The 25,835-nt window shown below is 44.7% G+C and carries 31 protein-coding genes; 9 read left to right on the forward strand and 22 right to left on the reverse strand.

What is annotated here, in order from left to right; translation table 11 throughout:
- Window positions 1–81: 81 nt before the first annotated feature.
- A complete protein-coding gene (locus tag LC065_RS01370; RefSeq protein WP_226593919.1) occupies window positions 82–519 on the reverse strand; it encodes a YkvA family protein in 438 nt (145 codons plus the stop codon).
- Between the two features lie 257 nt (window positions 520–776).
- Between LC065_RS01370 and LC065_RS01375 the strand changes: the two genes are divergently transcribed.
- Genes LC065_RS01375 through LC065_RS01390 form a run of 4 tightly spaced genes read left to right on the forward strand, consistent with a single transcriptional unit; the run spans window position 777 to window position 4,280 of the window.
- Entirely contained in the window at window positions 777–2,036 is a 1,260-nt protein-coding gene (locus LC065_RS01375) for an ATP-grasp domain-containing protein (RefSeq protein ID WP_226593917.1), read from the forward strand.
- Between the two features lie 29 nt (window positions 2,037–2,065).
- The gene (locus tag LC065_RS01380) at window positions 2,066–3,055 is read left to right on the forward strand and encodes a hypothetical protein (protein WP_306163692.1); all 990 of its coding nucleotides are present in this window, start codon (window positions 2,066–2,068) and stop codon (window positions 3,053–3,055) included.
- A gap of 10 nt (window positions 3,056–3,065) precedes the next feature.
- On the forward strand, window positions 3,066–4,028 hold the full coding sequence (locus LC065_RS01385) for a hypothetical protein (protein WP_306163693.1): 963 nt from the start codon (window positions 3,066–3,068) through the stop codon (window positions 4,026–4,028).
- Window positions 4,029–4,280 carry a hypothetical protein gene (locus LC065_RS01390; protein ID WP_226593913.1) on the forward strand — a complete coding sequence of 84 codons (252 nt, stop codon included), beginning with the start codon at window positions 4,029–4,031 and terminating at the stop codon, window positions 4,278–4,280.
- A gap of 40 nt (window positions 4,281–4,320) precedes the next feature.
- On the opposite strand, the gene LC065_RS01395 is transcribed toward LC065_RS01390, so the two are convergent.
- The 5 genes from LC065_RS01395 to LC065_RS01415 all read right to left on the reverse strand — a co-directional run bounded on the left by LC065_RS01395 (window position 4,321) and on the right by LC065_RS01415 (window position 6,273).
- On the reverse strand, window positions 4,321–4,518 hold the full coding sequence (locus LC065_RS01395) for a cold-shock protein (RefSeq protein WP_089651440.1): 198 nt from the start codon (window positions 4,516–4,518) through the stop codon (window positions 4,321–4,323).
- A 172-nt stretch (window positions 4,519–4,690) separates the two neighbouring features.
- Entirely contained in the window at window positions 4,691–5,011 is a 321-nt protein-coding gene (locus LC065_RS01400) for a hypothetical protein (RefSeq protein WP_226593911.1), read from the reverse strand.
- 48 nt (window positions 5,012–5,059) lie between these two features.
- Window positions 5,060–5,287, reverse strand: a complete 228-nt coding sequence (locus LC065_RS01405) for a sterol carrier protein domain-containing protein (protein ID WP_306163694.1) — start codon at window positions 5,285–5,287, stop codon at window positions 5,060–5,062.
- Window positions 5,280–5,507, reverse strand: coding sequence for a hypothetical protein (locus tag LC065_RS01410; protein WP_306163695.1), 228 nt, complete (start codon window positions 5,505–5,507; stop codon window positions 5,280–5,282). The genes LC065_RS01405 and LC065_RS01410 overlap by 8 nt, the downstream gene beginning before the upstream one ends.
- A 22-nt stretch (window positions 5,508–5,529) precedes the next feature.
- Window positions 5,530–6,273 (reverse strand): GNAT family N-acetyltransferase, encoded by a 744-nt coding sequence (locus tag LC065_RS01415; RefSeq protein ID WP_306163696.1) that lies wholly within the window; start codon window positions 6,271–6,273, stop codon window positions 5,530–5,532.
- Between the two features lie 148 nt (window positions 6,274–6,421).
- Between LC065_RS01415 and LC065_RS01420 the strand changes: the two genes are divergently transcribed.
- Window positions 6,422–7,219, forward strand: a complete 798-nt coding sequence (locus LC065_RS01420; RefSeq protein WP_306163697.1) for a GGDEF domain-containing protein — start codon at window positions 6,422–6,424, stop codon at window positions 7,217–7,219.
- A gap of 183 nt (window positions 7,220–7,402) precedes the next feature.
- Here the strand turns inward: LC065_RS01420 and LC065_RS01425 are convergent, their stop codons facing one another.
- Both LC065_RS01425 and LC065_RS01430 read right to left on the reverse strand, forming a co-directional pair.
- Entirely contained in the window at window positions 7,403–8,266 is an 864-nt protein-coding gene (locus tag LC065_RS01425) for a pirin family protein (RefSeq protein ID WP_371933382.1), read from the reverse strand.
- 48 nt (window positions 8,267–8,314) lie between these two features.
- Window positions 8,315–8,743, reverse strand: a complete 429-nt coding sequence (locus tag LC065_RS01430) for a MarR family winged helix-turn-helix transcriptional regulator (RefSeq protein ID WP_226593904.1) — start codon at window positions 8,741–8,743, stop codon at window positions 8,315–8,317.
- 144 nt (window positions 8,744–8,887) lie between these two features.
- Between LC065_RS01430 and LC065_RS01435 the strand changes: the two genes are divergently transcribed.
- Window positions 8,888–9,322 carry a hypothetical protein gene (locus LC065_RS01435; protein ID WP_226593902.1) on the forward strand — a complete coding sequence of 145 codons (435 nt, stop codon included), beginning with the start codon at window positions 8,888–8,890 and terminating at the stop codon, window positions 9,320–9,322.
- A gap of 155 nt (window positions 9,323–9,477) precedes the next feature.
- On the opposite strand, the gene LC065_RS01440 is transcribed toward LC065_RS01435, so the two are convergent.
- The 9 genes from LC065_RS01440 to LC065_RS01480 all read right to left on the reverse strand — a co-directional run bounded on the left by LC065_RS01440 (window position 9,478) and on the right by LC065_RS01480 (window position 18,619).
- Complete coding sequence (locus LC065_RS01440) at window positions 9,478–10,923, reverse strand: protein adenylyltransferase SelO (RefSeq protein ID WP_226593900.1); 1,446 nt, start codon at window positions 10,921–10,923, stop codon at window positions 9,478–9,480.
- 170 nt (window positions 10,924–11,093) lie between these two features.
- The gene (locus LC065_RS01445; protein WP_226593898.1) at window positions 11,094–11,942 is read right to left on the reverse strand and encodes an amidohydrolase family protein; all 849 of its coding nucleotides are present in this window, start codon (window positions 11,940–11,942) and stop codon (window positions 11,094–11,096) included.
- A complete protein-coding gene (locus LC065_RS01450; RefSeq protein WP_306163698.1) occupies window positions 11,943–12,521 on the reverse strand; it encodes a hypothetical protein in 579 nt (192 codons plus the stop codon).
- The gene (locus LC065_RS01455; protein WP_306163699.1) at window positions 12,427–12,735 is read right to left on the reverse strand and encodes a hypothetical protein; all 309 of its coding nucleotides are present in this window, start codon (window positions 12,733–12,735) and stop codon (window positions 12,427–12,429) included. The genes LC065_RS01450 and LC065_RS01455 overlap by 95 nt, the downstream gene beginning before the upstream one ends.
- On the reverse strand, window positions 12,698–15,022 hold the full coding sequence (locus LC065_RS01460) for a GNAT family N-acetyltransferase (protein ID WP_306163700.1): 2,325 nt from the start codon (window positions 15,020–15,022) through the stop codon (window positions 12,698–12,700). Before LC065_RS01460 ends, LC065_RS01455 begins: the two co-directional genes overlap by 38 nt.
- A 207-nt stretch (window positions 15,023–15,229) precedes the next feature.
- Window positions 15,230–15,967 (reverse strand): amino acid ABC transporter ATP-binding protein, encoded by a 738-nt coding sequence (locus tag LC065_RS01465; protein WP_226593894.1) that lies wholly within the window; start codon window positions 15,965–15,967, stop codon window positions 15,230–15,232.
- A gap of 9 nt (window positions 15,968–15,976) precedes the next feature.
- Window positions 15,977–16,675 carry an amino acid ABC transporter permease gene (locus tag LC065_RS01470; RefSeq protein ID WP_226593892.1) on the reverse strand — a complete coding sequence of 233 codons (699 nt, stop codon included), beginning with the start codon at window positions 16,673–16,675 and terminating at the stop codon, window positions 15,977–15,979.
- Window positions 16,662–17,492 (reverse strand): amino acid ABC transporter substrate-binding protein, encoded by an 831-nt coding sequence (locus LC065_RS01475; RefSeq protein WP_371933383.1) that lies wholly within the window; start codon window positions 17,490–17,492, stop codon window positions 16,662–16,664. The genes LC065_RS01470 and LC065_RS01475 overlap by 14 nt, the downstream gene beginning before the upstream one ends.
- 140 nt (window positions 17,493–17,632) lie before the next feature.
- Entirely contained in the window at window positions 17,633–18,619 is a 987-nt protein-coding gene (locus tag LC065_RS01480; RefSeq protein WP_226593890.1) for a DUF3231 family protein, read from the reverse strand.
- Between the two features lie 169 nt (window positions 18,620–18,788).
- On the opposite strand from LC065_RS01480, the gene LC065_RS01485 reads away from it, so the two are divergent.
- Window positions 18,789–18,962: a hypothetical protein gene (locus LC065_RS01485; protein WP_226593888.1), complete on the forward strand. Its 174-nt coding sequence runs from the start codon at window positions 18,789–18,791 to the stop codon at window positions 18,960–18,962.
- 60 nt (window positions 18,963–19,022) lie between these two features.
- Here the strand turns inward: LC065_RS01485 and LC065_RS01490 are convergent, their stop codons facing one another.
- The 5 genes from LC065_RS01490 to LC065_RS01510 form a co-directional block, all read right to left on the reverse strand.
- On the reverse strand, window positions 19,023–19,160 hold the full coding sequence (locus LC065_RS01490) for a hypothetical protein (RefSeq protein ID WP_226593886.1): 138 nt from the start codon (window positions 19,158–19,160) through the stop codon (window positions 19,023–19,025).
- Window positions 19,161–19,203: 43 nt separating this feature from the next.
- Window positions 19,204–19,668 (reverse strand): divergent PAP2 family protein, encoded by a 465-nt coding sequence (locus LC065_RS01495; RefSeq protein WP_226593884.1) that lies wholly within the window; start codon window positions 19,666–19,668, stop codon window positions 19,204–19,206.
- Between the two features lie 177 nt (window positions 19,669–19,845).
- On the reverse strand, window positions 19,846–20,274 hold the full coding sequence (locus LC065_RS01500; RefSeq protein WP_226593882.1) for a cell wall hydrolase: 429 nt from the start codon (window positions 20,272–20,274) through the stop codon (window positions 19,846–19,848).
- Between the two features lie 71 nt (window positions 20,275–20,345).
- Window positions 20,346–21,326, reverse strand: a complete 981-nt coding sequence (locus LC065_RS01505; protein WP_226593880.1) for a phosphatase PAP2 family protein — start codon at window positions 21,324–21,326, stop codon at window positions 20,346–20,348.
- 37 nt (window positions 21,327–21,363) lie between these two features.
- A complete protein-coding gene (locus LC065_RS01510; RefSeq protein WP_226593878.1) occupies window positions 21,364–22,419 on the reverse strand; it encodes a M14 family metallopeptidase in 1,056 nt (351 codons plus the stop codon).
- A gap of 438 nt (window positions 22,420–22,857) precedes the next feature.
- On the opposite strand from LC065_RS01510, the gene LC065_RS01515 reads away from it, so the two are divergent.
- Both LC065_RS01515 and LC065_RS01520 read left to right on the forward strand, forming a co-directional pair.
- Window positions 22,858–23,916: an SDR family oxidoreductase gene (locus LC065_RS01515; RefSeq protein WP_226593875.1), complete on the forward strand. Its 1,059-nt coding sequence runs from the start codon at window positions 22,858–22,860 to the stop codon at window positions 23,914–23,916.
- A 123-nt stretch (window positions 23,917–24,039) separates the two neighbouring features.
- Window positions 24,040–25,824, forward strand: a complete 1,785-nt coding sequence (locus LC065_RS01520) for a S9 family peptidase (protein WP_226593873.1) — start codon at window positions 24,040–24,042, stop codon at window positions 25,822–25,824.
- Window positions 25,825–25,835: the final 11 nt, after the last annotated feature.

A 25,835-nucleotide genomic window follows, 5' to 3' on the forward strand; every position in this document is an offset into this window, starting at 1 on the left:
TCTCCCTTTTACAAAACACGCTTATTATACATGATTGTGGAACATGAAAAAAGCAAGGAAACCTGGGAACGGTCTCCTTGCTTAGTCTTCTTTCTGTACAGGATCTTCTAAATCTTCAACATCCACTTGGCCGTTAAAGATCTTTAAGAGCCTTGCTTTCGCCTGTTCTTTCACCTGTTCATCAATATGAGAGAGCACTTGATAGACAGCATAAATGATAACAGCACTATCATCTGTAAAACCAACCACTGGAATGAAGTCTGGAATGACATCGACAGGTAAGATCAAATATCCTAATGCGCCGGCAATCGTCAACTTCGCTTTCTTTGGTGTATCAGGGCTTTTGAAAGCATAATACAGAAGCAGGCTATAGTAGACGATTTTAGTACCGATTCGACTGCTGTACGTACGAAGCTTTTCTCCATATTCCTTTTCAGAGAAATAGGCCCGCCCACGCTCCACTGCTTTACGAGGGTCCAGGTTCTTCAAACGATCCTGATAGGTCTTTTGTTTATTCATAGGCACCTTCCTTTTTTCAGTATTATCCTTTTTACGTAAATCCCTTCTTTTAAACTTCCTAAACTATCATTCGTTTTATTTCCCGGGAAATCGACTCTCCGCATGACATCTTTATGGACCAATACATTGTAGAAGAAACACTAGTTTTGTCGAATGGGCGGTTAAAGCTTACAGTTTTTGGCCTATTCTGATACTTTAAGAGTAACAGTGTCAAAGTTTCCTATACTTATATTTCACTGACAAAGGAGAGGTTCGAAATGGATTTAGATCAACTTGAATTGAATGCGACTGTAGATGAGACGGTTAAAACAAAACCCTATTACACGGCTCTAGTCGGCTGGAGTGTGCAGGCCATTGAGGCTGCAGCTCGCATGAATCGTCCATTCGTCGTTGTCGGACCTGCAGAATTCGAAGGATATGCAGAAAAGCACGAGATTCCGTTTGTAGGATGGGACTTTAACAAGCTCAATGAAAGCTCTGATCACTTGTATAAACAATTGAAGGACATGGGTGTCGAGCTTGCTGTTCCTTTATATGAAGAATGTGTGGAATGGGCGGGGGCTCTCAACGCTCGTTTCCGTGAAGATCCTCGTGTATTCAACCGTTCTTTATTGCTTCGTGACAAAGGAATGATGAAACGGAAAGCACAAATATCCGGTATTAAAGTCGGCGTATTTGAAGAAGCCCGTGACAAAGATGATGTCCAGCGTTTCTTGAAACGCGTCAATGAAGCTTTGTTGAAGCTGGAAGGTGATCACCTTGATCCGATACATGTCAAACCATTGGACAAGGCTGGTTCTGTCGGTCACTTAGCGATTTATAACAATGAGGATATTGAACGAATTCAAGATGTTGACTTCCCATTATTGATGGAAAGTCACCTTGACGGACAAGAATTCTCCTGTGAAGCGTTCATCCATAAAGGTAAGGTGCGCTTCCTCAATATTACGGAGTATGTGAAGCTTGGCTATTCCAACTTTGTTCCGGCCTCCCCGAGCTTAGAGGAAAAAAGGCCACTGATTGAACGCGCAGTCCAACAACTGGTCGATGCTTTTGAGATCGAGTACGGCGTCATCCATCCCGAATACTTCATTACCCAGGACGGAACGCTTCACTTTGGAGAAGTAGCAGCCCGCGTACCAGGGGGTCACATTTTCGAATTGATTGAGCGCGCTTATGGATTCAGCGCATACGAAGCTCAAATCCTTTGCAGTGATCCGAATACAACAGAAGAAGAAATCCGCGAATTCTTCCCAGACCCTTACGATTACCAAAGCTATGCCGGGTGCCTAATGGTACATCCGAATGTGGATTATGTTGAAGACTTGAAGATTCCTGAAGAGCTTGAGGATCACCCTTACTTTGAGAAGCATGATATGTTCACACCTCCTCAAGGAAAAGTTGCCGAACGCGTCGGATTCGGAAACCATTATGGAACCATCTTTTTCTATGGCCGTGACAGTGAAGAAATGACCGATTTGCTGAAGACATACGAGCAATACAATTTCTACGTATAAGCGCAAGCAATAGAGAAAGGAGAGGTTTTATGCCTCAAACGACGAGTGCCCTTGTCGAACGTTTCATCTATGCTTTAGATCAATTAGATAAAGCTCCATCCTTCGCCAAATCCAAGTACCAGACAGATGTCTACCAAGAAGCGAACCGCCTGATAGAAGCAGAGGAAGGCTTTGAAAATTTATTTCAACATGCGGGTCGATTGGAAGAAGCCGGGGTGTTTCAAGATGGTCCATGGGAATCAGCAGAGAAACTGCAGCCCCCTCTAGTTGCAGGTTCTTTGAAAGCGAAGGGGCTGCCTATGATCATCGAAGTCCTCAGCGAACTTCGCATGCTTGCCTTGGCAAAAGGACAAGCGACAAACCCGAATGTTTCGCCTGAAATGGCGGAGGAATTTTTGAATGAAGTGATGGTCCTGAACCTTAACCTTCTCTTCCCGGATGCCAGTGAAAGTTCCAGAATCGAGAAGCATGAGAATGATGAAAAAGCAGGGAATTTGTTTCAATTCCTATCCAATCACCTTTCATCAAACGCACTGATCCAAACCCTTATCAATGAAATCAAACGTCTTACTGCCCAACGGCCGATTATGGTGAAGCGAATTGTATCCATGATCAAGATGGCGAAGGAAATGCTCGACCACGATTCGGATGAGCAAGGGAAGAACGAACTGAAACAATTCATCGCAGCCATTGAGGGGCCTTCTAAACTGAGTGCTCAATTTAATGATGTCCATGCGTATCGGTCCCAGTTGAAAACCCTCACGCGTACGGACCTTATTTCTGAAAGTGTCTCACTCGCTCAGTCCATGCGGGAAACAGGACTTGTAGCTCCACATCACGCGACGTTGATTCGCTTTTTGAGCAAAAGAAACCCTGCGCTTCTCGCCTATGCACTGAACTTGAACAGCAAAGGCAGCGCAAACCTTGAAGAGCATCGTGAACTCGTCATCCAGTTGATTCGGGCTTCCATTTTCCCCTGGCACCCGTCAAGCCATTTATGGCCTTTCGATGTTACTTGAGCGTGGGGTATTGTCACACTCCCCTGTCGCACCAGGTCTAAGACGATTGGTCGAGCTTGATATCCGCCCGGATGTACGGAACGCTCTTTATTCAACGACGAATACGGGCGAAGGTGTCACAGCGAACAGCATTCTTGTCGCTGGCACCATCCAAGTGCTCGGTCAACCGCTCGGCGTCGGTCAAGGATTCAATCCGACCTGCCAGGCCGCCCGCGGCATCAGCTTATGGGCACAGCACGCGCCAGGATTTTTACTCGAAATCATCCCGCGTGCGGCACGTGATGGCGACCTTGATTTCACTTTCGAAGGAACACCTATTCATTCCAAAGAGCTAAAAGGCGGACTTGCTCCGGACCTTGATAAAGAGCTCGATCCTGTCTCCCTTGTCCTTGTCCCACATTTGGATAAGATCTACAGTGAAATGATGACGAGGGTTGCTTTGCGAGGAGAAGACGGCCACCGCTGGGTCAACCCGGCTTTTTATGGAAACTGGGTCCAGAAAGGATTCAGTTCCGTGTTCGATCCAATTACCGGATATGTGCTGGATTACAATGGATTCGTTAAACTTTTCTATGCCACACATCATACAGAATACAATGATGACTATGAGTTGATCTATCCAAACCCTGTAGGCATTTTCATCACTAACGTTCACGGCAAGCTGCTCGGGCTCCACGCTGTTTCGATTACGAGAATCGCGAAAGACCCGAGTGGTGAAGAAAGAATCTACTTCTATAACCCGAATAATGATGGCTCCCAAAACTGGGGTCAGAACATTGAACCAAGCGTCATCGGGAATGGCGAAATGGAAGGCGAAAGCTCCCTTCCTTTCCACGAATTCGTTTCTCGTCTATACGCTTTCCACTACAATCCTTACGAACAAGGGGATGCGTATGCAGTGGAAAATTCCATCGTTGATGGCATACGACAGCTTGCTCAGGAAAGCTGGGGAAAAGATTATACGTGGGTGTAAATGGTCAAAAGCCAGACTCTTTATGGGAGTCTGGCTTTTTTTGTTGGGGCTATAGGGGGTGTAGGTTTTATTATCATTTTGCGCAATATATTAGTAGCTTTTGCCCTTTTATTAGCAACTTCTTATTCTATCAGTGACTTTTGTCCGTTTATCGGTGGGTTCTCGCCATTTATCAGTTGGTTTGGCGTATTTATCGGTGGGTTTTGCGCTTTTATCAGTGGCTTTCACAAATTTATCAGTATTTTGCCATAAAAAAAGACTTCCGAACGAGTCGGAAGTCTTTTTAACTTACTTATTTTTGAACGTTAGCCGCTTGTGGGCCACGGTCGCCTTCAACGATTTCGAAAGAAACTTGTTCGTTCTCTTCTAGAGTTTTGAATCCTTCGCCTTGAATAGCAGAGAAGTGTACGAATACGTCGTCTTGACCTTCTACTTCAATAAATCCGAAACCTTTTTCTGCGTTGAACCATTTAACTGTACCTTGTAACATGTTGTTACCTCCTGCGTGGATGAAGATCCACATTGTATTACTATAATTGCTCTGCCTATTCATTCAAGACGAAAGTCACTTTCAAGTTCCTTTAGCTTTCATTCCTAACCGAACAAGAATAATTAACCTTATTATATACCCATATCCACTCCTCGTCAACCTTCGGGGAATCTTATTTACGATCCGAAAGCGGAACGGTTTCCTTACCAAAATACATGCTCAGCAACTGTTGAAGCTTCACCCCGGGGTATTTTGCCTTCAATTTTTCTTCAAAATTCTTTAAAGAAAGTTTCCGTTGTAAATCCAAAGTGTACACACTCACATCCATAAAGTCAGCCAGTGCAGCAAGCTCTTCATATGAAAGCGGGGTCGTGTAAATGGTTCCTGCTGTCTCCCCTATACTTTCATACCGTATTCGGATAGCCTTAAGCACTTTTTCAAAAGGGCCCCTTCCTAAATACTCCACAGCTCCTACTACATTTTTCTTTCTCATCGATCCCTCTCCTCATACTTTTCACATGTTATATAGGTATGGTTTCAGTTAGAAAAATGTCCAGCTTTTCGGCTGATCCGGATGCTGAAAAAGGGCAACCGTACGTCCATCGCTGACAGCCGCTCCACTTCTCAACAGACTTTCGAGCGATACGCAGCCCATGATTAAAGAAGAAAAATGGCCGATATCCATCTCGATCGTCACCTCAGCCTCTCCATTAGTAGCCTCCGGTTTTCCGTTCGTAAACTGCCAGACCGCATCGTACGTTTCATCCAAAAAAAGAATCCTTCACTTTCCAGCCGATCTTGACTGTATCCGTTCCGAAGCTGACCTCACCTATTTTTTCAAGAAAAGCAGGAATATCCAAGATGCGATACATCAACCCCCGGCCTTCTTCACTGACTTTATGGTAGATGGAAAAGATGAGCTGCTCATCCACATGAACAGGGTCATTCAATGAATAAGCAAATTCCTGATCAAATGTCGGGAAATACATGGAGCGCACCTGGTCTTTTTGATTATGTAGATAGTGAATAAGCGCGCGGTAAGCTTTTGTCGACGTGTAAAAAAAAGTTTTTGACAAGGACATCGTTTTGTAAAAAGTGATCGCCTTCCTTGAATTCAAGCGTCACATATCCTGTAAGCCTACCTTGTTCCCTCACTCCAAATGTGTGAAGCTCTTCTTTCTCGAGGAAAGCAAATCCATACGGAGGAATCGCCGTTGCCCCATGATTTTCTTTTGCCCATGTGTCATAACATGCCTGTACTTCATCCTGATGATCCATATTCAAAACTTCGACCTTCTCTACTTCACTGTAGGAAGGAAGCTGTGAGGGATGAAAGTGATAGGTCGACAACCGTGGCCCCACCCCAAACCCCATCCGCTTATAAAAAGACGGCTGAAACGGGTATAGATGGGCGATGATTTGCCCTTTATCTCTAGCTTCTGAGATAAAATGCTGAATGATCCGCTTCGCATGTCCTTGTTTTTTGTAAGGAAGATCGACCGCTACGGTTCCAATTCCACCAGCTTGTACTTGCTCATCATATACATTCATGACGTGGTCATAAGCGATGTATCCACCTACGAGTTGTTCTTTTTCATAAAGACCGAGCGTGTGAATGTCATTCTTCTGAGCCATTTTCCTCCGGTGTTCTGCGTATCTTTCCTGCTCTTCTCGAGTATTCAATTTCATTCCGGGGTAACAGCGTCGCGATAAATTTGTGAATGCTGTGAAATCTTCTACTTTTTGAAACCCCATTCTATTTCCTCCTTTGTGAACCATTCTGTACATCAAACCTAGCATTTTCCAAATATTTCATCTATTCTATTATAAAGAACATTATATAGAACTTGTGCTTAAGTCTGAAGACCTTAGCAGTAAAATCCCTTTCAGGCAGGTGAAGAAAATGGAAAGTTCCATCCCCTGGGCCATGTTAAGCCACACATACGCTCATGCTTTGCACGCGAACATCCCGAAGGCTGTTGAAGGTCATCTACTGGATATGAGCCATTTCAATGAATTTACGGCTTATGTGGAACATTATCCTGAGTACTCTAATCACTTGACTCAGACCTTACATAGATCCTGCAATGCCTTGTTCCTACCAGAAAAAGAGTATGACATGTATATAGAGAAAGATTACGAGGAAGGCGTCAGCGTAGGGGTTGCTTTCGCTGAACGCGATTATTTTACCATAGATTTGATGCTCCACCTGACACACAGCACCCGAATGTGCAGCATCCAAAACGTATTGAAAGCTCTCAAAGATGTGGACTCAGAAATCGATCCCTCTCCATTAATTGAGCGTTTTTTTGATATTACGAATAAGAGGCAGAATTCTTTTTTTCAAGGGTACATAGGAGAGCAAAACAAAAAGCTGAAACAACAAAGCATGAAAGATCCGCTAACCTCGTTGTATAACCGCAGGTATTTTTATCCCTATGTAAAAGAAGAACTGGTAAGAGCTCAGAAAGAAGACTTCCCTGTCACCCTGGTCCTTGTAGACTTTAATAACTTTAAAGAGATCAATGATCGCCGCGGTCATCAGGAAGGGGATCGTGTGTTGAAAAAGTTTGCCGGATGCCTTTCAAACATTCACGAAGATTTTGAGGGCGCTTTCCGGTTCGGCGGCGATGAATTTGTCCTTGTCCTGTCCGGATGCAGAGAAAATGGGGCAGAAAAATTAGCCCCAGGACCTAAATGAAACGATTAAACAGATGGAAAAAGGTGCCTCCATTTCCTATGGCTTGATTCAACTTCCCACGGACACTTTTATTGAAGAGTTAAATTTGGATCTGTATCTCAATCTGGCTGATAAGCGTATGTATGAAAATAAACAATACGCCCAAAAAATAAAGACTCCTGAATAAACAGGAGTCTTTATTTATCATACAGCAGGAGGTCCGAATTTTCCTCTGCGGAAATCGTCATAAGCTTGTTTGATTTCTTCCATTGTATTCATGACAAACGGTCCGTGCGGGACAATTTCTTCCCGAATCGGTGCGCCGGAATAGACGAGCACTTTCGTCCGGCGTTTTTTTGAGACGAGCTTTAGATTGCTCTTTCCTTCTCCTTCTTCATTGAAAGAAAGGGTACCGACGCCGTGCTTTTTCAAGCCCACTTCATTTTCCCCTGCCACAACATCACCTGCAAGGACGTACATAAAGGCATTGTGGTTCTCTGGTAGGTCAAGGGTGAATGCTGCGCCTTCAGATAGGGTGATTTCGCTGAGCGTAATGGGAACAATGGAGTTCAGTGGACCTTCTACACCGCCAACATTCCCAGAGAACACTTTCACGGACCCTCCATCAAAAGGAACGACAGGAGCGTCTTCGCCATAAACATTTTGATAGACGGTTTCGGAGTTCTTCTTATCTTTCGGAAGGTTCAACCATAATTGCAACGTATGCGCGACATCATCTTCCACTCCGTCTTCTGCGTGTCTTGCCGCCCAGCCGGCATTCATATATTGCACGTCACCGGGCTCTAGAATATCACGGCCGCCTGCATTATCAATGTGTTCCAAACGTCCATCGACGACATAGGTGACAGTCTGAAATCCACGGTGTGGGTGATCTGGGAATGTTCCTTTTTTGAACCAATCCTCAGCCATCAGGATAAACGGGTCGAAGTCGCGCCACCTGTCCGCGGGCAGGACCCATCCTTTTTGAATCGCCGGAAATCCCATCTCTTGATACTGGACGTACCAATGATCTTTCACTTCTCTTTGAAAGTGTGCCATTTCAACCATCCTTTCAATTAGTTGCTATATCTACTATTCGGTTAAAAAAAGGGCTCCTCACCCTTCAATGTTGTTTTGCATTTTCGTAAGGAGCCGGTCCAGTTCTTGTAGTTCTTCTTTTGAAATCCCTTCAGTCACAGCGTCATTGAAAGCTTCAGCGACAGGCAAGACTTGCTCTTTCAACTCCCGTCCTTCTTTCGTCAAATAAAGTTCCAAAGAACGTCTGTCTTCTGTGCAGAAATTCCGTTTGATGAACCCCTTTTTTTCAAGGTTCGAAGCCATCCGGGCAATATTCGTCTTATCCTTTTTCAAATGATAAGCCAGCTGATTCTGCGTCATCCCGTCTTTTTCCCAAAGCAGCATCATGATCAAGTTCTGCTCGGGTGCAAGATTGTAAGGCTGCAACTGTGCTTTTACATAGCTCGTAAGCTTCAAATCCGTCTGATGCAGCTTGATACTGATATAATCTTGAAAACTTAAATTCATATGCGATCTCCCTAAATAGTTGCTATACATACTATTATAATCAGACCAAAGTCCTCTGTCAAAAGCTCTGACCATAGATTACCAGAACATGAACCCTGTAGCTATGCTTAACTTTTAGAGAATAGCCGAAAGGAAGTCATAGTTATGGAAATCATCCCTTATCTATCTGCAGGATCACTAGTACTTAACATGAAGAAAGAAGCAGTTAGAAAAGTCATGAACGAACCACCTCAAGAGTTCGTTCGTAATGCCGATCATCCCACTGCTGACCATTACGTAAAGTCAGGAGTTTTCGCGTATTACAAAGAAGATGAAGAAACAATCAACGCCTATGAATTCACAGCTCCCGCTGAGGTTACCTACAAAGGAATTTCTTTTCTCATTATGAAGGAGAGGAAAGCAAGGAAACTCTTCACAAAACTCGATCCAGACTTTATCGACCTTGATGAAACCATTATCTCTCTTCAACATGGGATCAGCTTGTTCTTCATGGGTAATAGGGTCGAGACGGTCCTCATCTTTGAACGAAACTATTATGATGAGCTGTTTGAAGAACTGAAAAAGTTGGATGAGATATAATCGGCCTGGGCTGGACCCTGACCGAATCTCGTTAGGGCGTTGTTACATTCAATCCGTTTAAGTCGCTTTTACCCTGAGTTAGGGCGCTTCGACCTTGAGGTATGTCACTTTCGCCTTGAATTAGGTCACTTTCACCTTTTCAGCACCCCATTCGATCAAGTCCCGCAAAAGGTCCGGTAAGGTTGATCAGATGGTTCAGGTAATTCCGCGTAAGCTTCCTGCTCTTCGGAGTATGCATAAGGATCCGCCAAAACAGAAAGCAGTTGTTTCACACTACTGAAATCTCCCTCTTCCACCGCGGCTTCAAGCGCTTCTTCCACCCGGTGGTTACGCGGAATAACGGAAGGGTTCGATTTTTTCATCAAGGCGTGGACATCCGCTTTCGTGCTTTCCTGACGGTCCAAACGCGCCTGCCACTGTTTGTACCAGTTGGTGAACGCCGGCTTTCCATACAGATCTGTATCATTAGGCCGATCGAGCGTCAGTGCCCGGAAGGTGTTCGTATAATCCGCTTCGTTCTTTTCCATCATCTCTAATAAATCGTCAATTAATGGCTGATCCTGAGCTTCCTCTGTCATCATCCCCAATTTTGCACGCATCCCGTTCAGCCAGTATGTGTGATAGAGCTTTTCATAGTTGGCATGCGCTTCCTGCGCCATTTCTACAGCCGTCTCCTGATTTTCATGGAAAAGCGGTAAAAGGGTTTCTGCAAAACGAGCCAGATTCCAAGCTCCAATTGGGGGTTGGTTCATATAGGCGTAGCGACCCTGCCGATCAATGGAACTGAAGACGGTTTTCGGATTGTAGGTGTCCATAAACGCACACGGGCCGTAATCGATCGTCTCTCCACTTATGGTCATATTATCTGTATTCATTACACCGTGAATGAACCCGATTAACTGCCACTGAGCGATCAGGGACGCCTGCCGCTCGATCACTTTCTCGAAAAAGGCCAAATAAGGATTTTCAGCATGAAGGAAGTCAGGGTCATGACGTTCGATTGCATAATCGGCAAGGGCCTTTAGTTGGGCGTGGTCCTGAAGACCGGCTGCATATTGGAATGTTCCAATACGCAAATGACTGGAAGCGACTCGAGTCAATACAGCACCAGGAAGTAGGTCCTCCCTCTGGACGTATTCTCCTGTTGCCACAACAGCGAGACTTCGATTTGTAGGGATACCTAATCCGTGCATCGCTTCACTGATGATATATTCCCTGAGCATCGGACCAAGCGTCGCCCTTCCATCACCCCCACGGGAAAAAGGCGTACGTCCGGAACCTTTCAACTGGATATCGAAGCGCTCATCTTCGGGGCTGACTTGTTCACCAAACAATACAGCTCTGCCGTCGCCAAGCATCGTAAATTGACCAAACTGGTGGCCGGCATAAGCTTGTGCGATTGGCTCCGCTCCTTCAGGTATTCTATTCCCTCCGAAAATAGCAGGGTCCGGTTCAGTACTTAAGCCCAGCTTCTCTGCGAGCGACTCATTATAAAGAACGAGTTCAGGCTTCTCGACTTCTGAGGGTGTTGTTTTTGTATAAAAAGAATCCGGGAGCTCCTTATAACTCTGCTGCAAATTCCATCCTTTGTGTGTATCCATAAAAATCTCCTTTATCGCTTCATTCGTTGCCTCTACCATATCATAAGTGTTCCCTCGTTTTCTTTCTCTTAGGCACAAGCCGTTGTCTATTCACGAAGACTCTGATTCGAGACCAAAGCGTTTCAAAACCGCAGCAAAGAAAGCCCGCCCCTGACCAGGGACGGGTTTTCTTATATCAGCTTTTCAATTTTAGGAAAAACGCGGCAGGCATTGTTATAAAAAACATCTTCCACATGCTTCGAAGGGATAAAAGCAGCAATAAAATCTGCGTAATCCTTGATCGGAACAAGCGGCCAATCAGATCCGAAGAGCAGCTTGTCGTAATGATCACAATAGGTCAACGCGTGGCGGACATGATCGAAATGATTGTCCACTAGACGAGCATCCAATTCTTTTTTCGTCCCGACGAGCCAGCCGGATAGATCGGCAAACATGTTTCTGTTTTTATAAACGACTTCCGCTCCAGTCAGCACCCAGGGATCTCCAAGGTGAGCCATAACGAAGTTGACGTCTCTCCTAGAGACTGCGACTTCATCTAATGTGAGCGGATGAGAGTACTTTAATAACCCTCGTTCCGAATACGTATCTCCCGTATGAAAAACAACAGGTAGCTCGTAAGCAGCAGCAAGATCATAGACAGGCTGATAGATGTCATCATAGGCGTAGAAGGGATAGTAACCGAGATAGATTTTCACACCAACAGTCTCAGGCTTTTGGAGCTCGGTTTCTAATCGATCCAGTGCATCCTGACCCAAGCAGAAAGGGTTGATTCCTGGACACGCCCCCAATCCCGACGGCAAAACTTCTTCCAAATCAAGTCCCATCGGCGTCGCAACATGGCGGTCCGGAAAGCCTTCTCTACCTTCGGTCACACCCATCCCGATGGCAAAAGCAATGTCCCCACGTTCCATCTCTTCGCGAAGACCTTGTTTTGTATAGTCGACACGGGATAAGTCCTGTCCCGTGTCTCTGAAACTTTGGATACTGGAAAAATGAATATGGGCATCAATGATTTTCATTTACTTCCCCTTGAAAGAAATCCGGTGAAACGGATGCTGCTTCCACGGTTCCTTATGTTCGCCGATGATGAAGAATGTAGGCTCAACAGCCACTACCTTTTGTGAGGGAGCGGACCATTCATGAACAGATGCGGCGAGGAAAACGTCCTGATTCATATACAGTTCGGAAAGCTTCCGCGTCTCGGGGTGAACCATCATCAGGTGGTCACTTTTCCCATCCGAACCAATGACAACAGAAGGACCAGATTCGAGCTCATATTCTTCCACACCAGCATAATACGTATGGAAAACCCCTTCTGTCGGGACTCGAGCAAAGCAAGAGGATAAGCTTTCATCCGGTTTTAAAAAAGCTTCCAGCGTTATGTTCTCAGCTGCAAAGGTACGAGGTGCCCACTGATCGATCTCTGCAAAGACCGCTACGACAGGCACTTCAGGTAATGTCAGGGCGTATTGTTTCAAGGTCAATCCTTTCATCTTTTCATGCTCATGGAAGGTTGTAGAAAGACAAATTCCCGTCCAGTGATTGCCATCCTGATCTTCCTTCGTGATGGATTCCACTTTTGTTTCTTCTTTCATCATCGAAAAAAGGACTCACACCATCCAGGACATAACGCAGCCCTCCGCCCCATGGATTCCACCAGCTTCTCGGACCTGCTTCTGGATATTGGTGATGAAGGAATTCGTGCCCTTGATGACTTAGAGAATAGAACCCAGGAAAATAAGAAGGCGAGGCTGTAAACGTCAGTATTCCGTTATCAACCGTCCATCGGTCTTCTTTTTGGCTGACATTCACCTTTCGATCTCCCCTGGACAAGCTGATAAGTTAAGAAATCAGCGTTTCTTCCTTCCGAACTGAAGGTGCCTGACAAAGCAGCGAAGCCCGGCCGCTCGTGGACGATTGGTACATCAATCGCAGTCAAACCGTCCTCCCGTTTCGCTTCTTTCCTATAGGAATTCCCGTCATTTTCAACTGTCAACGCCCCATACACATGCGGAGTCAGTAAGGAACGGAACGAATGTGTCACTTCTTGTCCTGCTTTTGAAACAAAGCCTTCTTTCGGTACCATCTCAAACACAGGTTTTTCTGGAAGTGGCTCCGCTTCCCCTATGACCATTTCACGCCACTCGGACCAATGAGCGGCAGCATTTACACCGATTTGAATGGGGCCATAACAGCTTTTTTTCCCTGTAGAAAGCTGCTCAATTTGGTACTCAAAAGCGAATCGCCAGTCATCTTTTCTACCCGTCGCTTCTTCCGGCCACGCCATTCCGAACGTATCTCCAGCACGGTTCGTCGTGTAAAGCCATCGTTCTGAAAGATCCTTGTCACGTAGGTATTCTGTAAATGGGATCAACGCTTCCGTACCAATGACCACGCCGTCTTTCTCCGGCAGAGCCAGAGCTTTATACTTCGGAAAAACAGGCTGAAGCAAATGAAGGTTTCCGTAATCCTTCTCCCCGTTATTGATTAGCTCGTGATGAATTTCTACAAGTCCGTCCCCATAAATCTTGTAATAACTGTTCAACAAAATGCCTGCAAAAGCCTCAGACTCAAGCGAGGTTTTCACTACAAAAGCTTCGGCTAGCTCAATATACTCGACCGCCGTCGCCATTTTTTTTGAAAACTCTTCACTGAACGGATGACCAATCTTTGGAGTCATGAGGAGCAGCGGCTCTTCTTTTGACCTGACCGATCCTACAGACACCATATGATTTCTTTTTTCAATTTTTACAAAATAGGGACCGTTGTATCCGTACCAATCCGTATCGGTATCTCCACCAAATTTCCCGCCGAATCCTGGAAAAGCAAGCGCGACCTTTGTACGGAAAGAAAGAGCCTGGCCATCCTCTGTACGTCCCTCCACTTCTACTTCCTCATTCAAAAAGCCATTCCTCAACAATTCCACAGACACAGGAATGGTAGTGCGCCCCTTGCCTTCCACCTCGAATTCCACCGACGGCTCGGACCACTCGACAACTTTTTGTTGAGGCCACTTGACTGACAATACAGCCTTCTCTTCCATACGGCTTTCCACATCCAAATAGAGCGTTCCTTTTTGCTTCGGACGCCAATGTTTCTGAACCGTACGGACATCCAACTTCCCGGCCTGGAGAGGAAAAACACCCGTTCTCAATGGAATGCATTCGCCATTGATCATGAGATCAGCTCCGATGACGGGGTGGGTTTTCCAGGGACTTGGTTCCTGATCAGGTACTTGAACCTGGACACTGGATGATGTACTCCATGTAGACTTCACACTTGCTTCTTCATCGACATTTTCTCTTACAAGGGTGGAAGACTTCCCAGCCAAAGATATTTCCAGTGGTTCACTCGTAAAGTTCTCCACACGATAGGCCACAGGGTAATCTTTATTTTCCAATAGTTTGAAATCAGGCACTTCCATTTCTACCCGCCAGCCATTCGTTTCAATGAGCGTGACACCACGACCCGTACGCTCGAACTGGACACGCACAAACTCGTCACCTGCTTCCCAGCGATATTCATAAAAGGTGAACCCTCTATCCTTCTTTCCATCAGGCTTGATTTCCATAGGTCTTACGCTCGTCGAGTACCAGTCATGCTTCTCGAAAAATGGTTTCAATGCTTCGATTCGAAGGACTTGCGGCATGAAGTTCATTAGATGGGTCGCATCATCCCGGTCCTCCCAGAAGAATCCGCACTTTTTATAAAGTGGCACTGCTTTCGTATTTCCCGGCCATGTAAAAAGATCAAGCCGCGGCCACCCGTATTCGACCGTTTTATCTATGGCTTGAAGAAGCAATTTCTTGCCGATTTTCAATCCTTGATACCCTGGATGGACATTCAAAAGCGGGATGTAAAGGGCTCCTGTATCTTCCTTATATTCCGAAAGCCCGCAGTACCCAACCACATCGTCTTCTACAACAGCAAGAAACAAATGAAGATTCGTAGATTTCGATTCTTTTTCCACGACGTCCTCTGCCGTTGTGACAACTGCATCACCACCCCAGTTATCACGGCTCTCATTCCACATTTTCGCAACAGATGCTGCATACTTGTCTGCATATTCTACAATGCTTACGCGCTCTAGTGTCTTCATAGCATTTCCTCCAACGTATGTAATGGAAAATACTTGCTCATTCACAGTTTATGAGTTTATGACCAGGAAGTAAAGAATATTCAAACAAATCCATATCCTGTAACAACTTAAAAGTAATGACGCCCTGACTCTAGTGAATAGCGACTTAATGCCCCAACTCAACACATGTGATTCAACCAAAAAAAAGCCAGGCATAAGCGCCTGACTTTACTTTCGTATCCGGTTTAAAAACTGCTGGGTACGCGGTTCTTTCGTTTGTTGGAAAATCTGCTCCGGGGTGCCCTGCTCGACAATTTTCCCTTGATCCATGAAAATGACCCGGTCGGCCACTTCTTCTGCAAAGCTCATTTCATGGGTGACCACGACCATCGTCATACCTTCTTCCGCAAGCTCTTTCATGACATCAAGAACATCGCCGACAAGCTCAGGATCGAGAGCCGATGTCGGTTCATCAAACAAGATGACTTCCACTCCCGTCGCAAGGGCACGAGCAATGCCGACGCGTTGTTGCTGTCCACCGGAGAGTTGATGCGGATAGGCATCCAGCTTCTCACCAAGACCGACCTTCGTTAAGATATCCGTCGCTCGTTCGCGTGCTTTCGCTTTGGATACCTTTTGAACAGTCACAGGTCCTTCCATCACATTTTCCAGTGCGGTGAAATGTGGAAAAAGGTTATGGTTCTGGAACACCATGCCGGTCTGTTTTCTAAATTCGACGATTTGTTTTTTCCTCGATGGTTTGGAAAAATCCATCGACTGGTTTCCAATCGTGATTTCTCCCTCTTCCGGCGTCTCCAGAATGTTCAAAGACCGGAGCAGCGTCGTTTTCCCCGAACCAGAGGGACCGATGACAACAACCACTTCCCCGCGGTCGACATCCATATTAATATTCTTCAGTACGTGCAAATCTCCAAACGATTTGTTGAGGTCTTTGACGGTAATCATGGCAGCCTCCTATTTTGCGACATATTGATCCAACCTGTTCTCTACACGATCCTGTACGATGGAAAGCCCGATACAAATGATCCAGTAAATCACGGCTGCTTCAGTATAGACGAGCAGAAAATGATAGTTTGTTGCCGCGATTTCCTGTGCTTTTCGGAACATTTCTGTGTACGTAATCGTCGATGCTAACGATGTATCCTTGATCAAGCCAATGAAAGAGTTGGACAATGGCGGGATCGAAACTCTCGTAGCTTGAGGAAGTACAACTCGGCGCAGCGCCTGGAAATTTGTCATTCCTATTGAGTGAGAGGCTTCCCACTGCCCTTTTGGTATGGATAAAATGGCCGCACGAATAATTTCAGAATTGTAAGCTCCCATATTCAAGGAAAAACCGATGATGGCAGAATACAACGGGTTAATCGTCACTCCGACAGACGGGAGCCCGAAAAAGATGATGAACAACTGCACAAGCAAAGGTGTCCCGCGAATAATCGACACATAGGCACGCGCGATCCACTGGAGCACTTTCATGTTTGAAAGCCTCATAAGAGCGGTAATCACAGCCAACACCAAACCAATAGCAAATGTGATCAACGTCAATGGAATCGTATAATAGAAAGCCCCTTTCACCAAAGGGAGAAAAGAGCTCACGATAATATCAATATATTTTTCCATTTCAGGGTCTGTAAAGATATTACTTAGATACATCTTCACCAAACCACTTCTCAGAAATCTCAAGATATGTGCCATCGTCTTTCATTTCCTGAAGTGCTTCATTGACTGCTTTTACAAGGTCTTCATTGCCTTGACGGAAAAGCAGACCACTTTGAGAAGCATCATCCTGACGGGCAGCAATCTTCACAGGTGAATCCTCTCGGTTGTTTAAATAATCAAGTACGGACAAACGATCGTTGACAGTCGCTTCCACTCGTTTCGTCGCAAGTAGCTGCATAGATTCGTTGAATCCTTCCACACTTGTAATTTCTGCTCCATTTTCACGGGCAATGTCCGCATAATTACTCGTCATTGATTGGGCAGCATTGACCCCTTCCAGATCCTCAAAGCTCTGAATGGATTCATTGTCTTTATGAGTGACAATCACTGCTGAAGATTGAATATAAGGATCAGAAAAAGAATACTCCTCCTGACGTTCTTCTGTAATACCGACTTGGTTTGCAACCATATCGAAACGTTCCGCGTTCAGACCCGCGAACATGGAGTCCCATTTCGTTTCGTTGAATACAGGTTTGACACCAAGACGATCCGCTACTTCGCGGGCAATCTCTACGTCAAAACCAGTCAATTTATCATTTTCATCGTGGAAAGTATATGGACGATACGTGCCTTCTGTACCAATCACCAATTCTCCACTTTCTTGAATCTGTTCAAGCAAGGTCTGCTCAGAAGCATCGGACTCACTTTCTCCCTCGGAAGAAGAAGCCTGATCGTTTTCTTCACTGCTTCCACAAGCCACGAGTACCATCGCTAAAAAACCTATAGATAAAAGCAAAACAAACTTTTTCACTTTAAAATCCCCCTTAATTCCAAGTAAGTTGATATGTTTTAATGACTTTTATGATGTTAAAGGATAAAGGAGAGGATGTCAATATATAAATCTTGTCATAAGAAAACCTGACGAAAGATATCGTCAGGTTCTCATTTCATTCAATGTTTAATGGTTTGAGGGGGTTCCTCCATCCATCCATGTTCAATCATGAGTTTAGCGCCTTTATGAGCATATTCGAAGATATCCTTCATAAATACAGTTAATTTCGCAGGCAGATCATTCCGCAAACTGAACGCCGTTCCTAACGAATTTCCACCTAATGAAAAACTGCAGAATAAGCTCACACAGTACATCATGATTTTATCCGAAAACGGAGGAATCTTAGAAGTCGTAACATTCCCGCCAGCTGTTGCAGGGGTTTGAATATCGTTCTGCAATAAGATCTCACTCATTTCTTTAACCAGGCCTTTCGCTAATTCTCCACCTCTGTAAAAATAATCGCTGGCATCTTTATGAGTGGCCGATTGAGCGAATCCAAAAATCATATGCATCCCTGTAACATTCGATTCGATGGAGTGGTGGATATGTGCGATTTCGACCGTGTTCAACGCCCGCTTCCCTTTTATAGGGTTGATCATCCCTAAGTAATTCGGCCCTTTCGCATGCTCGACCTGCTTTTGTACGGACACATAAGGAGATTTTGGCAGATAACCTTTGGTTAGTAAAAATTGCGTACAATCGTCATAACACTTTTGAGTGATCTGGGTCAGTTCCTGATACAGCAATGTGACATCCGGACGATAAGTCATCGTTAAATTCAATGTGTGCATTCCCATGCTTATTTCTTTCACCAAACGCAAAAACATAATATCAAAACCGTTATCATAAAGCTTCGGTACTCCTTTGTTTACATCGTCATGTGTAAATCCGATGGGAACAGGGACGTCTTCCGCTCGAAACATAGATTCAATTTTTCCAACATACGGCTGAATGGTTGATCTCAAATTCGTCATGATTTGTTTGGCTTCTGCATCATCCGCTTGTTCTATAAAATACTCAAGCATTGTAAGAATCATCGTCTTCTGCTGATAAGTCATCCATAAAGTTCCGATTTCGGATGAGGATAAACGAGGGCTTTCTGGCATTTTGAACTCCTCCAATTTGGATTGCATTCAGTCATTCACTGCAATATCCGTGCTTTTTCCTTAGTCTTTTCAAACTGATCTAATTCATTCATCAATAAGGATGAAAAGTGAGACATAGGGAAAGGATTCTTGGAGAAATTAATAAAGAACCATCAGGAGGAGGATAATGATGAGTAAAAATAGTGAAAGCAGAAAGAAAAACAACCCAAAAGGCAGAGACCGCGGATCAGCTAATCAGAAGCTGCAAGCAGCTCTCGAGGGACGCAACAAAGAAAACGATCATTTATCCGCTGCCTATATGAATAACAATACAGCAGCTGTAGATGTGAATGAAGAACAATAAGAATTAAACGAAAGAAGAGGCCTGTCCCTATATCGGGCAGGCCTTTGTTTATCATCATTTTTAATCTTGTTTACGAGCAAGCATTTCTCTTACCTGATTGTAAGAAAGTCCTGATTGTTCATTTCGACGTTTCACTTCACTCACATTCGTTCCAGAGCGTGCAAATACATCTTTCCCAGGATTGTTCGATCGGTTCATTCGAATCACCTCCTAGCCTTACTTTTCGCTCAACCGGTTTTTCTTATCCTTCGAGCTTTGCAGAAAAATACCCAAGAGCGACTCCTAAAATCGCTCCGCCCAGTACTTCAATCGGTTGATGACCGAGCAGCTCCTTCAGTTCCTTATCACGCTCTACGAAATCAGAGCTCGGAAAATCAACAGAAATCGCGGCAAAGTTATCTTCGAGATCGTTGACCAGTTGAGCGATTTCACCTGTATGACGCCTGATTCCTTGAGCATCATACATGACGATGACACCAAAAATCGTAGCGAGGGCTGTCTCCGTATGACGCGAGCCTTTATTGGCGGCGATATAAGTCGCAAGCGCTGACACTCCAGCCGAGTGGGAACTCGGTTGGCCACCTGTCGTCGCTATCTGCGTCACATCCCATTCCCCGGTCACCTTTTTATGAGTGAAAATTTTCAAGGCTTGTGCAATTCCAATGGCTGATAAGGCTGTAATAATTCCTCGATTCATCTTCTCCATTCTTGACCCTCCAGTTCATGAACATCTATATATGTTCATACCCTCTGTGTATGGTTTTATTCAGAAGGATATAAGAATTATAAAAGCTTCTCTTCCCTTATCAGTTTTAAATGGTTACAATAATTAAAATAAAAAAGCTGACAGGCTCCTCTCACGCCTATCAGCCTTACTCATAATTTAGAATGTATTATAAATCTCATCACATTCGCCCGCGACAGGTTCATAAAAACAGTGGGATTTATACCTTCCGACCTGACTTTGACCATACCATGTCGGAGGACAGTTCCCATCCGGCCTGAAGTACCACAGACTGTACTTCGCCGGCCAGCTTCTATAACCCTTCACATTTTTCCTTGCCAGACGCCTTTCACTTTCCCGGGCTCTTCGGTAGTACATCCCATGCTGCAAGGCTTCAAATGCTTTTGGTTGATTGATCACCGCTGGCAGGGTACTGACACCTTTGAAATCAGAACAGTTCACTCTTGCGCGATTTACGGTTACAGCCCCTACATGCAGCATGCCCTGTTTCCCTTCCCCCACAGCCTCCGCCCGGAGTAATCGTGCCAACATGTCGATATGTTTACTTGGAGCTTTAATTACACCCATGAGATCGCCCCCTTTTTGCTCGCTCCTTTATATCTATTCAAAAAAAGAGTAAGCATGAAAAAAAGAAGGGATTATGACAACCGTTGTCTCCTTCGCTGATGCCATAGTGTCACTTCAAGGGCAGTAAGACAAATGAGAAGCCAGGCTAAACCAAACAAATAACCTGCCACAACATCTGTAAAGAAATGAACACCTAAATATACACGGCTGACACCAATCAAGATTGCGATGAGGGCCAAAACTACATTGATGGTCCACTTCCACTTAGGTTCAAGTTTACTGATCGCGAAAAGATAAATGATGAAACCATAAAAAACGAGAGCGCCCGATGCATGGCCACTCGGAAAACTGGAAGTCGCGCCATGATAATCGCCTTTGAACGTTGGTCGGTCGCGGCTGGAGAATGATTTCAAACCTGCTGTGAGCCCACTGACTCCTCCCATGGCGAGAATGAAATAAACACCTACCCAGCGACTGAATGGCGAAAAGAACAACAAATAGACAGCGAGAATAAGTGAAACAATCACCATAAAAATAACGGAACCAGCCTTTGATATCCCTTTAGCAAGCAGCTCCGCTCCTCCAAAGGAACTCGCCCGCACTAGATCAAAAGCCTGCTGGTCAACGGCAAACTTCTCTTTCTGTAGTATACTGGTGGTCAAATCAATGAAGTAATAAATACTGACCCCGAGTGAAATAAACCCAATTAGAATAAGTAATACAGATGTGATGGATAAATCCGATAATTTCGTTCCAGAAAATAGCATACCTTCTTCACCTTCTTTTTCTTTCGTGATAAACCATTCCCTTGCCTGCTGAAAATAAACGGCCCACCACTGAATTTCTCTTGTTTTCTTCTTATTTAAAAGAGATAAGGGTGAGGATTCCAGATAGGATGCTTTGACTCGTGAACCGCACGTGCATGACCTCCGATAGCGTTGGACACCCGATACGCGCGCGAGATAACCTGGTTCGCGCATTGGATGGTCTAAACGCGCGTGAGATACACACATTCGCACATTGGACGGTAAAACACGCGCTTTTGGAAACAAAAAAAAGGAACTCCCCGCTAAGGAAGTTCCTTTCCTATTATTCACCATCGTAGTTGCTTTCCGGCAGTGTATCCCAAAAGGAAGGATCTGCAGATTCAAGAGAACCATCCGCTAAAGCGTTCAGTGTGGCTTTCATAGCTGTGACCGCTTGCTGGATCAAATACCCATTACTCTTCTGTCCAAGGACATAATCTTCACGGTAATGATCGGCCATGCCACGCATTTCAAATAGCAGGGTAGAGATGCCATATTCGACAGCCAGACCATTACGGCTGATCGTCTGCGCGGTTCCACCAGGATATTTGGAAAGAAGGCCATAGCCTTTGGATTCTACGGCGTCATAAACGACAGCACCCAATTTCTTCGATTGTTCACGGACCTCTGCATCCACTTCTTCATTAGTCGGATACAAAATAGAGCCAGAAACGAGTTCACCTGTATCTCCAAGCGTCGTTTGTGTTCCCTGATGGTGTAAATCGATCATATAGTCAGGGCTGTATTTTTGCAGCACTTCCTCATGCAACGCCTTCGTTTCAGGCTGCTCACGGTCGACGTGGTCACGATTCAAGTCTACACCATTCGCATTGTAGCGCGTGTGTGTGCCTGATACATAATCATCCAAAGAGAAGTTCACATCCCCTTCCGCTCCATCTACATTCAACCGTGGGGCAATGAGGACATTCACATTTTCAAGGATGTTTTCTACGCTCTTGCCATTAGAGGTCAAATACTTGATGACTTGTAAAGCGCCTTCTGTGGTCAGTGTTTCATTCCCATGCTGCTGGGTGAGAAAAAGAACGGTCGGTTTGTCTTCATCCATGGTGCCGAACTTCGCTAAATACAAATCTCTTCCCTTTACGGACTGACCATAGACTTCAAGCTCAAGCGCTTCTGACCGCTGATCCAGCTTATGTAAGAAATCAGCCATTTCTTCATATGAATGCAAACGCTCATTTTTAATGGTTTCATTTCCGTTATAATTCGGTCCATTCGGTCCATTTTCTCCTGCCAGGACCGTGCCGCTTCCTGGAATTAACCCGCCTGTTGTCAAAAGGGCTCCTGTGACAGCTACTGTTAAAAGTTTCTTTTTCATCAAATACCTCCCATTTTATATCTTATTTACCAAATACTTCATCCTTTCAGCAAAAACCTGCTTAAGCAGACAAAATGAACAAAAGTGACTAACTGTTTTTACGATGAAGTCCCATATGTATACATTCCGAACTAGGACCTCCCACCTCTTTCCAATGAAAAAAAGAGTCAGACTCATCCGGTAAGCCGCCTGATCCTTTCTTTACTTATTCTTCATAGGGAATGCCATTCACTTGCTATAGACGTTACAAGGAATAACGACGCTGTTTCCAATGTTTTCTCATACTTTTTTTCACAACATTCCGTTTGCTATATGTTATCCTTGTATGCACTACGAATGATAGTAAGAGCGGTCCATTGTTATAGATTTGGAAATCTTTCATCTATTATGAACACAGGTTTTATATAGACTGATGAATGAGACATCGGAGGAACTAACATGAACATTTTAATCACAGGAGCGACAGGTTTTTTGGGAAAACAACTAGCATTGAAACTGCTGAAAGAGGAACATAACGTCTATGCCTTAGTAAGAAGTCCGCGGAAAGCGGAAAACCTTAGGCAGGAAGTTCCGTCAGACGCCAAGGGAAACCTTCACATCATCGAAGGCGATCTATCTCTTAAAAATGCGGGAGTCAGTGAAGAACAACTCCAGGATTTGAGAGAGAAAATTGACACGGTTTACCATAGCGCAGCCTTCCTATCCTTTGATGAAAATGAACGAGAGAAAACTTTCAAAGTCAATGTAGACGGAACAAAGAATGTTCTTCATCTGGCGAAGGAAATAGATACCGCAAACTTTTATTATGTAAGCACTGCGTACACGCTTGGAATGAAACGATATGCCTCTGAGCAGTTACACGAAAAAGAGCAGACGTTTGTAAATGCTTATGAAGAAAGCAAATGTCACGCCGAACACCTTGTACTAAGCTATAATCATGCGTTAAATATAAAAATCTTCCGCCCATCCATCATTATTGGAGATTCGAAAACCGGAGAAGCGGAAACAAGTTTCGCCTTGTATGGGGTCATTCGCGGCCTTGAAATTCTTAAGAAACGGACGGAACGGAAAAAGGAACTTCAAAAACAAACGTTTAAGTTTCTATGCACAGGAGAGACGAGTCAAAACTTCGTCCCTGTCGACTATGTGGTGGATGTACTTACCGCAGCTCTAAGAACGGATCACTCAAAAGCCATCTATCACATTACCAATCCTCATCCACCGACGAATCGTTTGTTATTTGAAATGATCAAGGAGAAACTTGACTTTCCGAACATCGAGATGGTCCCTTCCGATTACGATGGGGAATTAACGAAGGAAGAGCAGGTATTCAATGCTCCGATGAGCGTATTCCGTCCTTATTGGAATAAAAACATTCGTTTCGATGATACAAACACCCGGGAACTTCTTCATAAGAATGGCATGAATCATTTGAATATGGACAAGGCGATGATCGAAAGGATCCTTTACGGAAACAGGACGCCAGTCAAGCCATAAAACCAAAAAAGACCGAAGAGGCAGTTGCTTTTCTTCGGTCTTTTTCACTGAGAAAAAAGGGATATTCAGGAAATGATCGAATGGTATGAAAGGTACATTACAAAAGACCAGGAGGAATCAATCATGTTAAACTTCCCACAACCCGATGTGGAACAATTTTTTCAAACCTATGGAATAGAGACGTTCGCCATAAGTCCGGATGAATCCCAGCTTGTCTTCAGTACAAACCTGAATGGCAAATACAATCTATGGGCGATGGACCTGCCAAATACATTTCCCTATCCACTAACGTTCCATAATCAAAGCTGTGAGCACATCACCTACGATCCTAAAGGTGAATTCGTCATTGCCGTTGTAGATGAAGATGGTGATGAAAATGGCCAGATTTATGCCCTCCCGCCTCAAGGTGGAACTCTTCAACCTGTTAGAAAAAAAGAAGGCGCACGCCACATCCTCCCTTTTTTATCGAAAAACGAAAAACACCTGTACTATACGTCAACAAAAGACGATGAAACGTTCATGAAGGGCTACCGCTATAACATGGAGACCGATGAGGAAGAAGTCATCATCCACGGAGAAGAAGGACTGACGATTCTCATCGACAAAAGCCCTGAGGAAAAAAACCTCCTCTATATGAAAAGTTTTTCGAATACATACCAGTTGATTTATGTAAAAACAGAAGAGGAAGACCTTCTTCTGACCCCTTCACCTGAGCCACAACACACGGTGTCCGAAGCGGTTTTCGTTTCCGAACAGGAAATCTACCTGCTCACCAATTATGAAAGTGACTTTTCCTACCTTGCCCGCTTCAACCTTGAAACGAAGGATTTTGAAAAAGTCGTTCATATGGAAACAGAGGATTTCAAGCAAATGAAGTACGATCAGACGACGGATTCGCTGTATATCATCAGTAAAAAAGGTGTACGCGACAACCTCTATCGCTTTAAGCGCGGTGAGGAGCAAATTGAACAGCTCGAGTCTCCGGTCGGGGTCATCGAACAATTAGTCATTGCTGAGTCTGGAACGGTCTACCTTCGTGGTGATTCTGAGACCATACCTGCCAATCTATATAAACAGACGGAAAAGGGCTGGGAACCGCTAACGAAATACGGAGTCCCGGGCGTGAAAGATGAGTATTTGATAACGCCTGATTATGTCTCCTATCAATCTTTTGACGGCTTAGAAATTGAAGCTCTCCTCTACCGTCCAAAGCCTGAAAAAGATAACGGTCATATGATTCTCTGGCCGCATGGGGGACCACAAGCGGCGGAGCGTGCTTCCTTCCGCTCTCTCTTCCTGTTTCTCGTCCATGAAGGATACAGCCTGTTTGCCCCTAACTTCCGGGGATCGACAGGATATGGTCAGGAATTCGCAAAAATGATTGAAGGCGACTGGGGACATGCTCCCAGGCTCGATAATGTGGCCGGCCTCGACTGGTTGATTGAGGAGGGATACGCAGCAAAAAATCGCATTCTGTTGATGGGCGGAAGCTACGGCGGTTACATGTCGCTCCTGCTTCATGGCAGGCATCCGGAGTATTTCAAAGCGGTCGTCGATATCTTCGGTCCCTGCAACCTGTTCAGCTTTATCGACTCCGTTCCTGAACACTGGAAGCCGGCCATCGTCAAGTTTGTCGGTGACCCTGAAAAGGATAAGGAAAAGCTACAAGAAGACTCTCCAATCAACTACCTTGATTCGATGACAAAACCGATGCTCGTCATCCAGGGCGCAAAGGACCCACGTGTAGTCAAAGCGGAATCCGACCAAGTGGTTGAAGCTTTGAAACAGAAAGGTAGAGATGTGGAATATATTGTCCTTGAGGATGAAGGACATGGTTTTTCCAAGAAAGAGAATGAAATTTATGTGTACAGGAAAGTCCTCGACTTCCTGCAACGACACACTCAATAGAAGCGAAAAAA

This window comes from Halobacillus litoralis, from assembly GCF_020524085.2.
Classification (GTDB): domain Bacteria; phylum Bacillota; class Bacilli; order Bacillales; family Halobacillaceae; genus Halobacillus; species Halobacillus litoralis_E.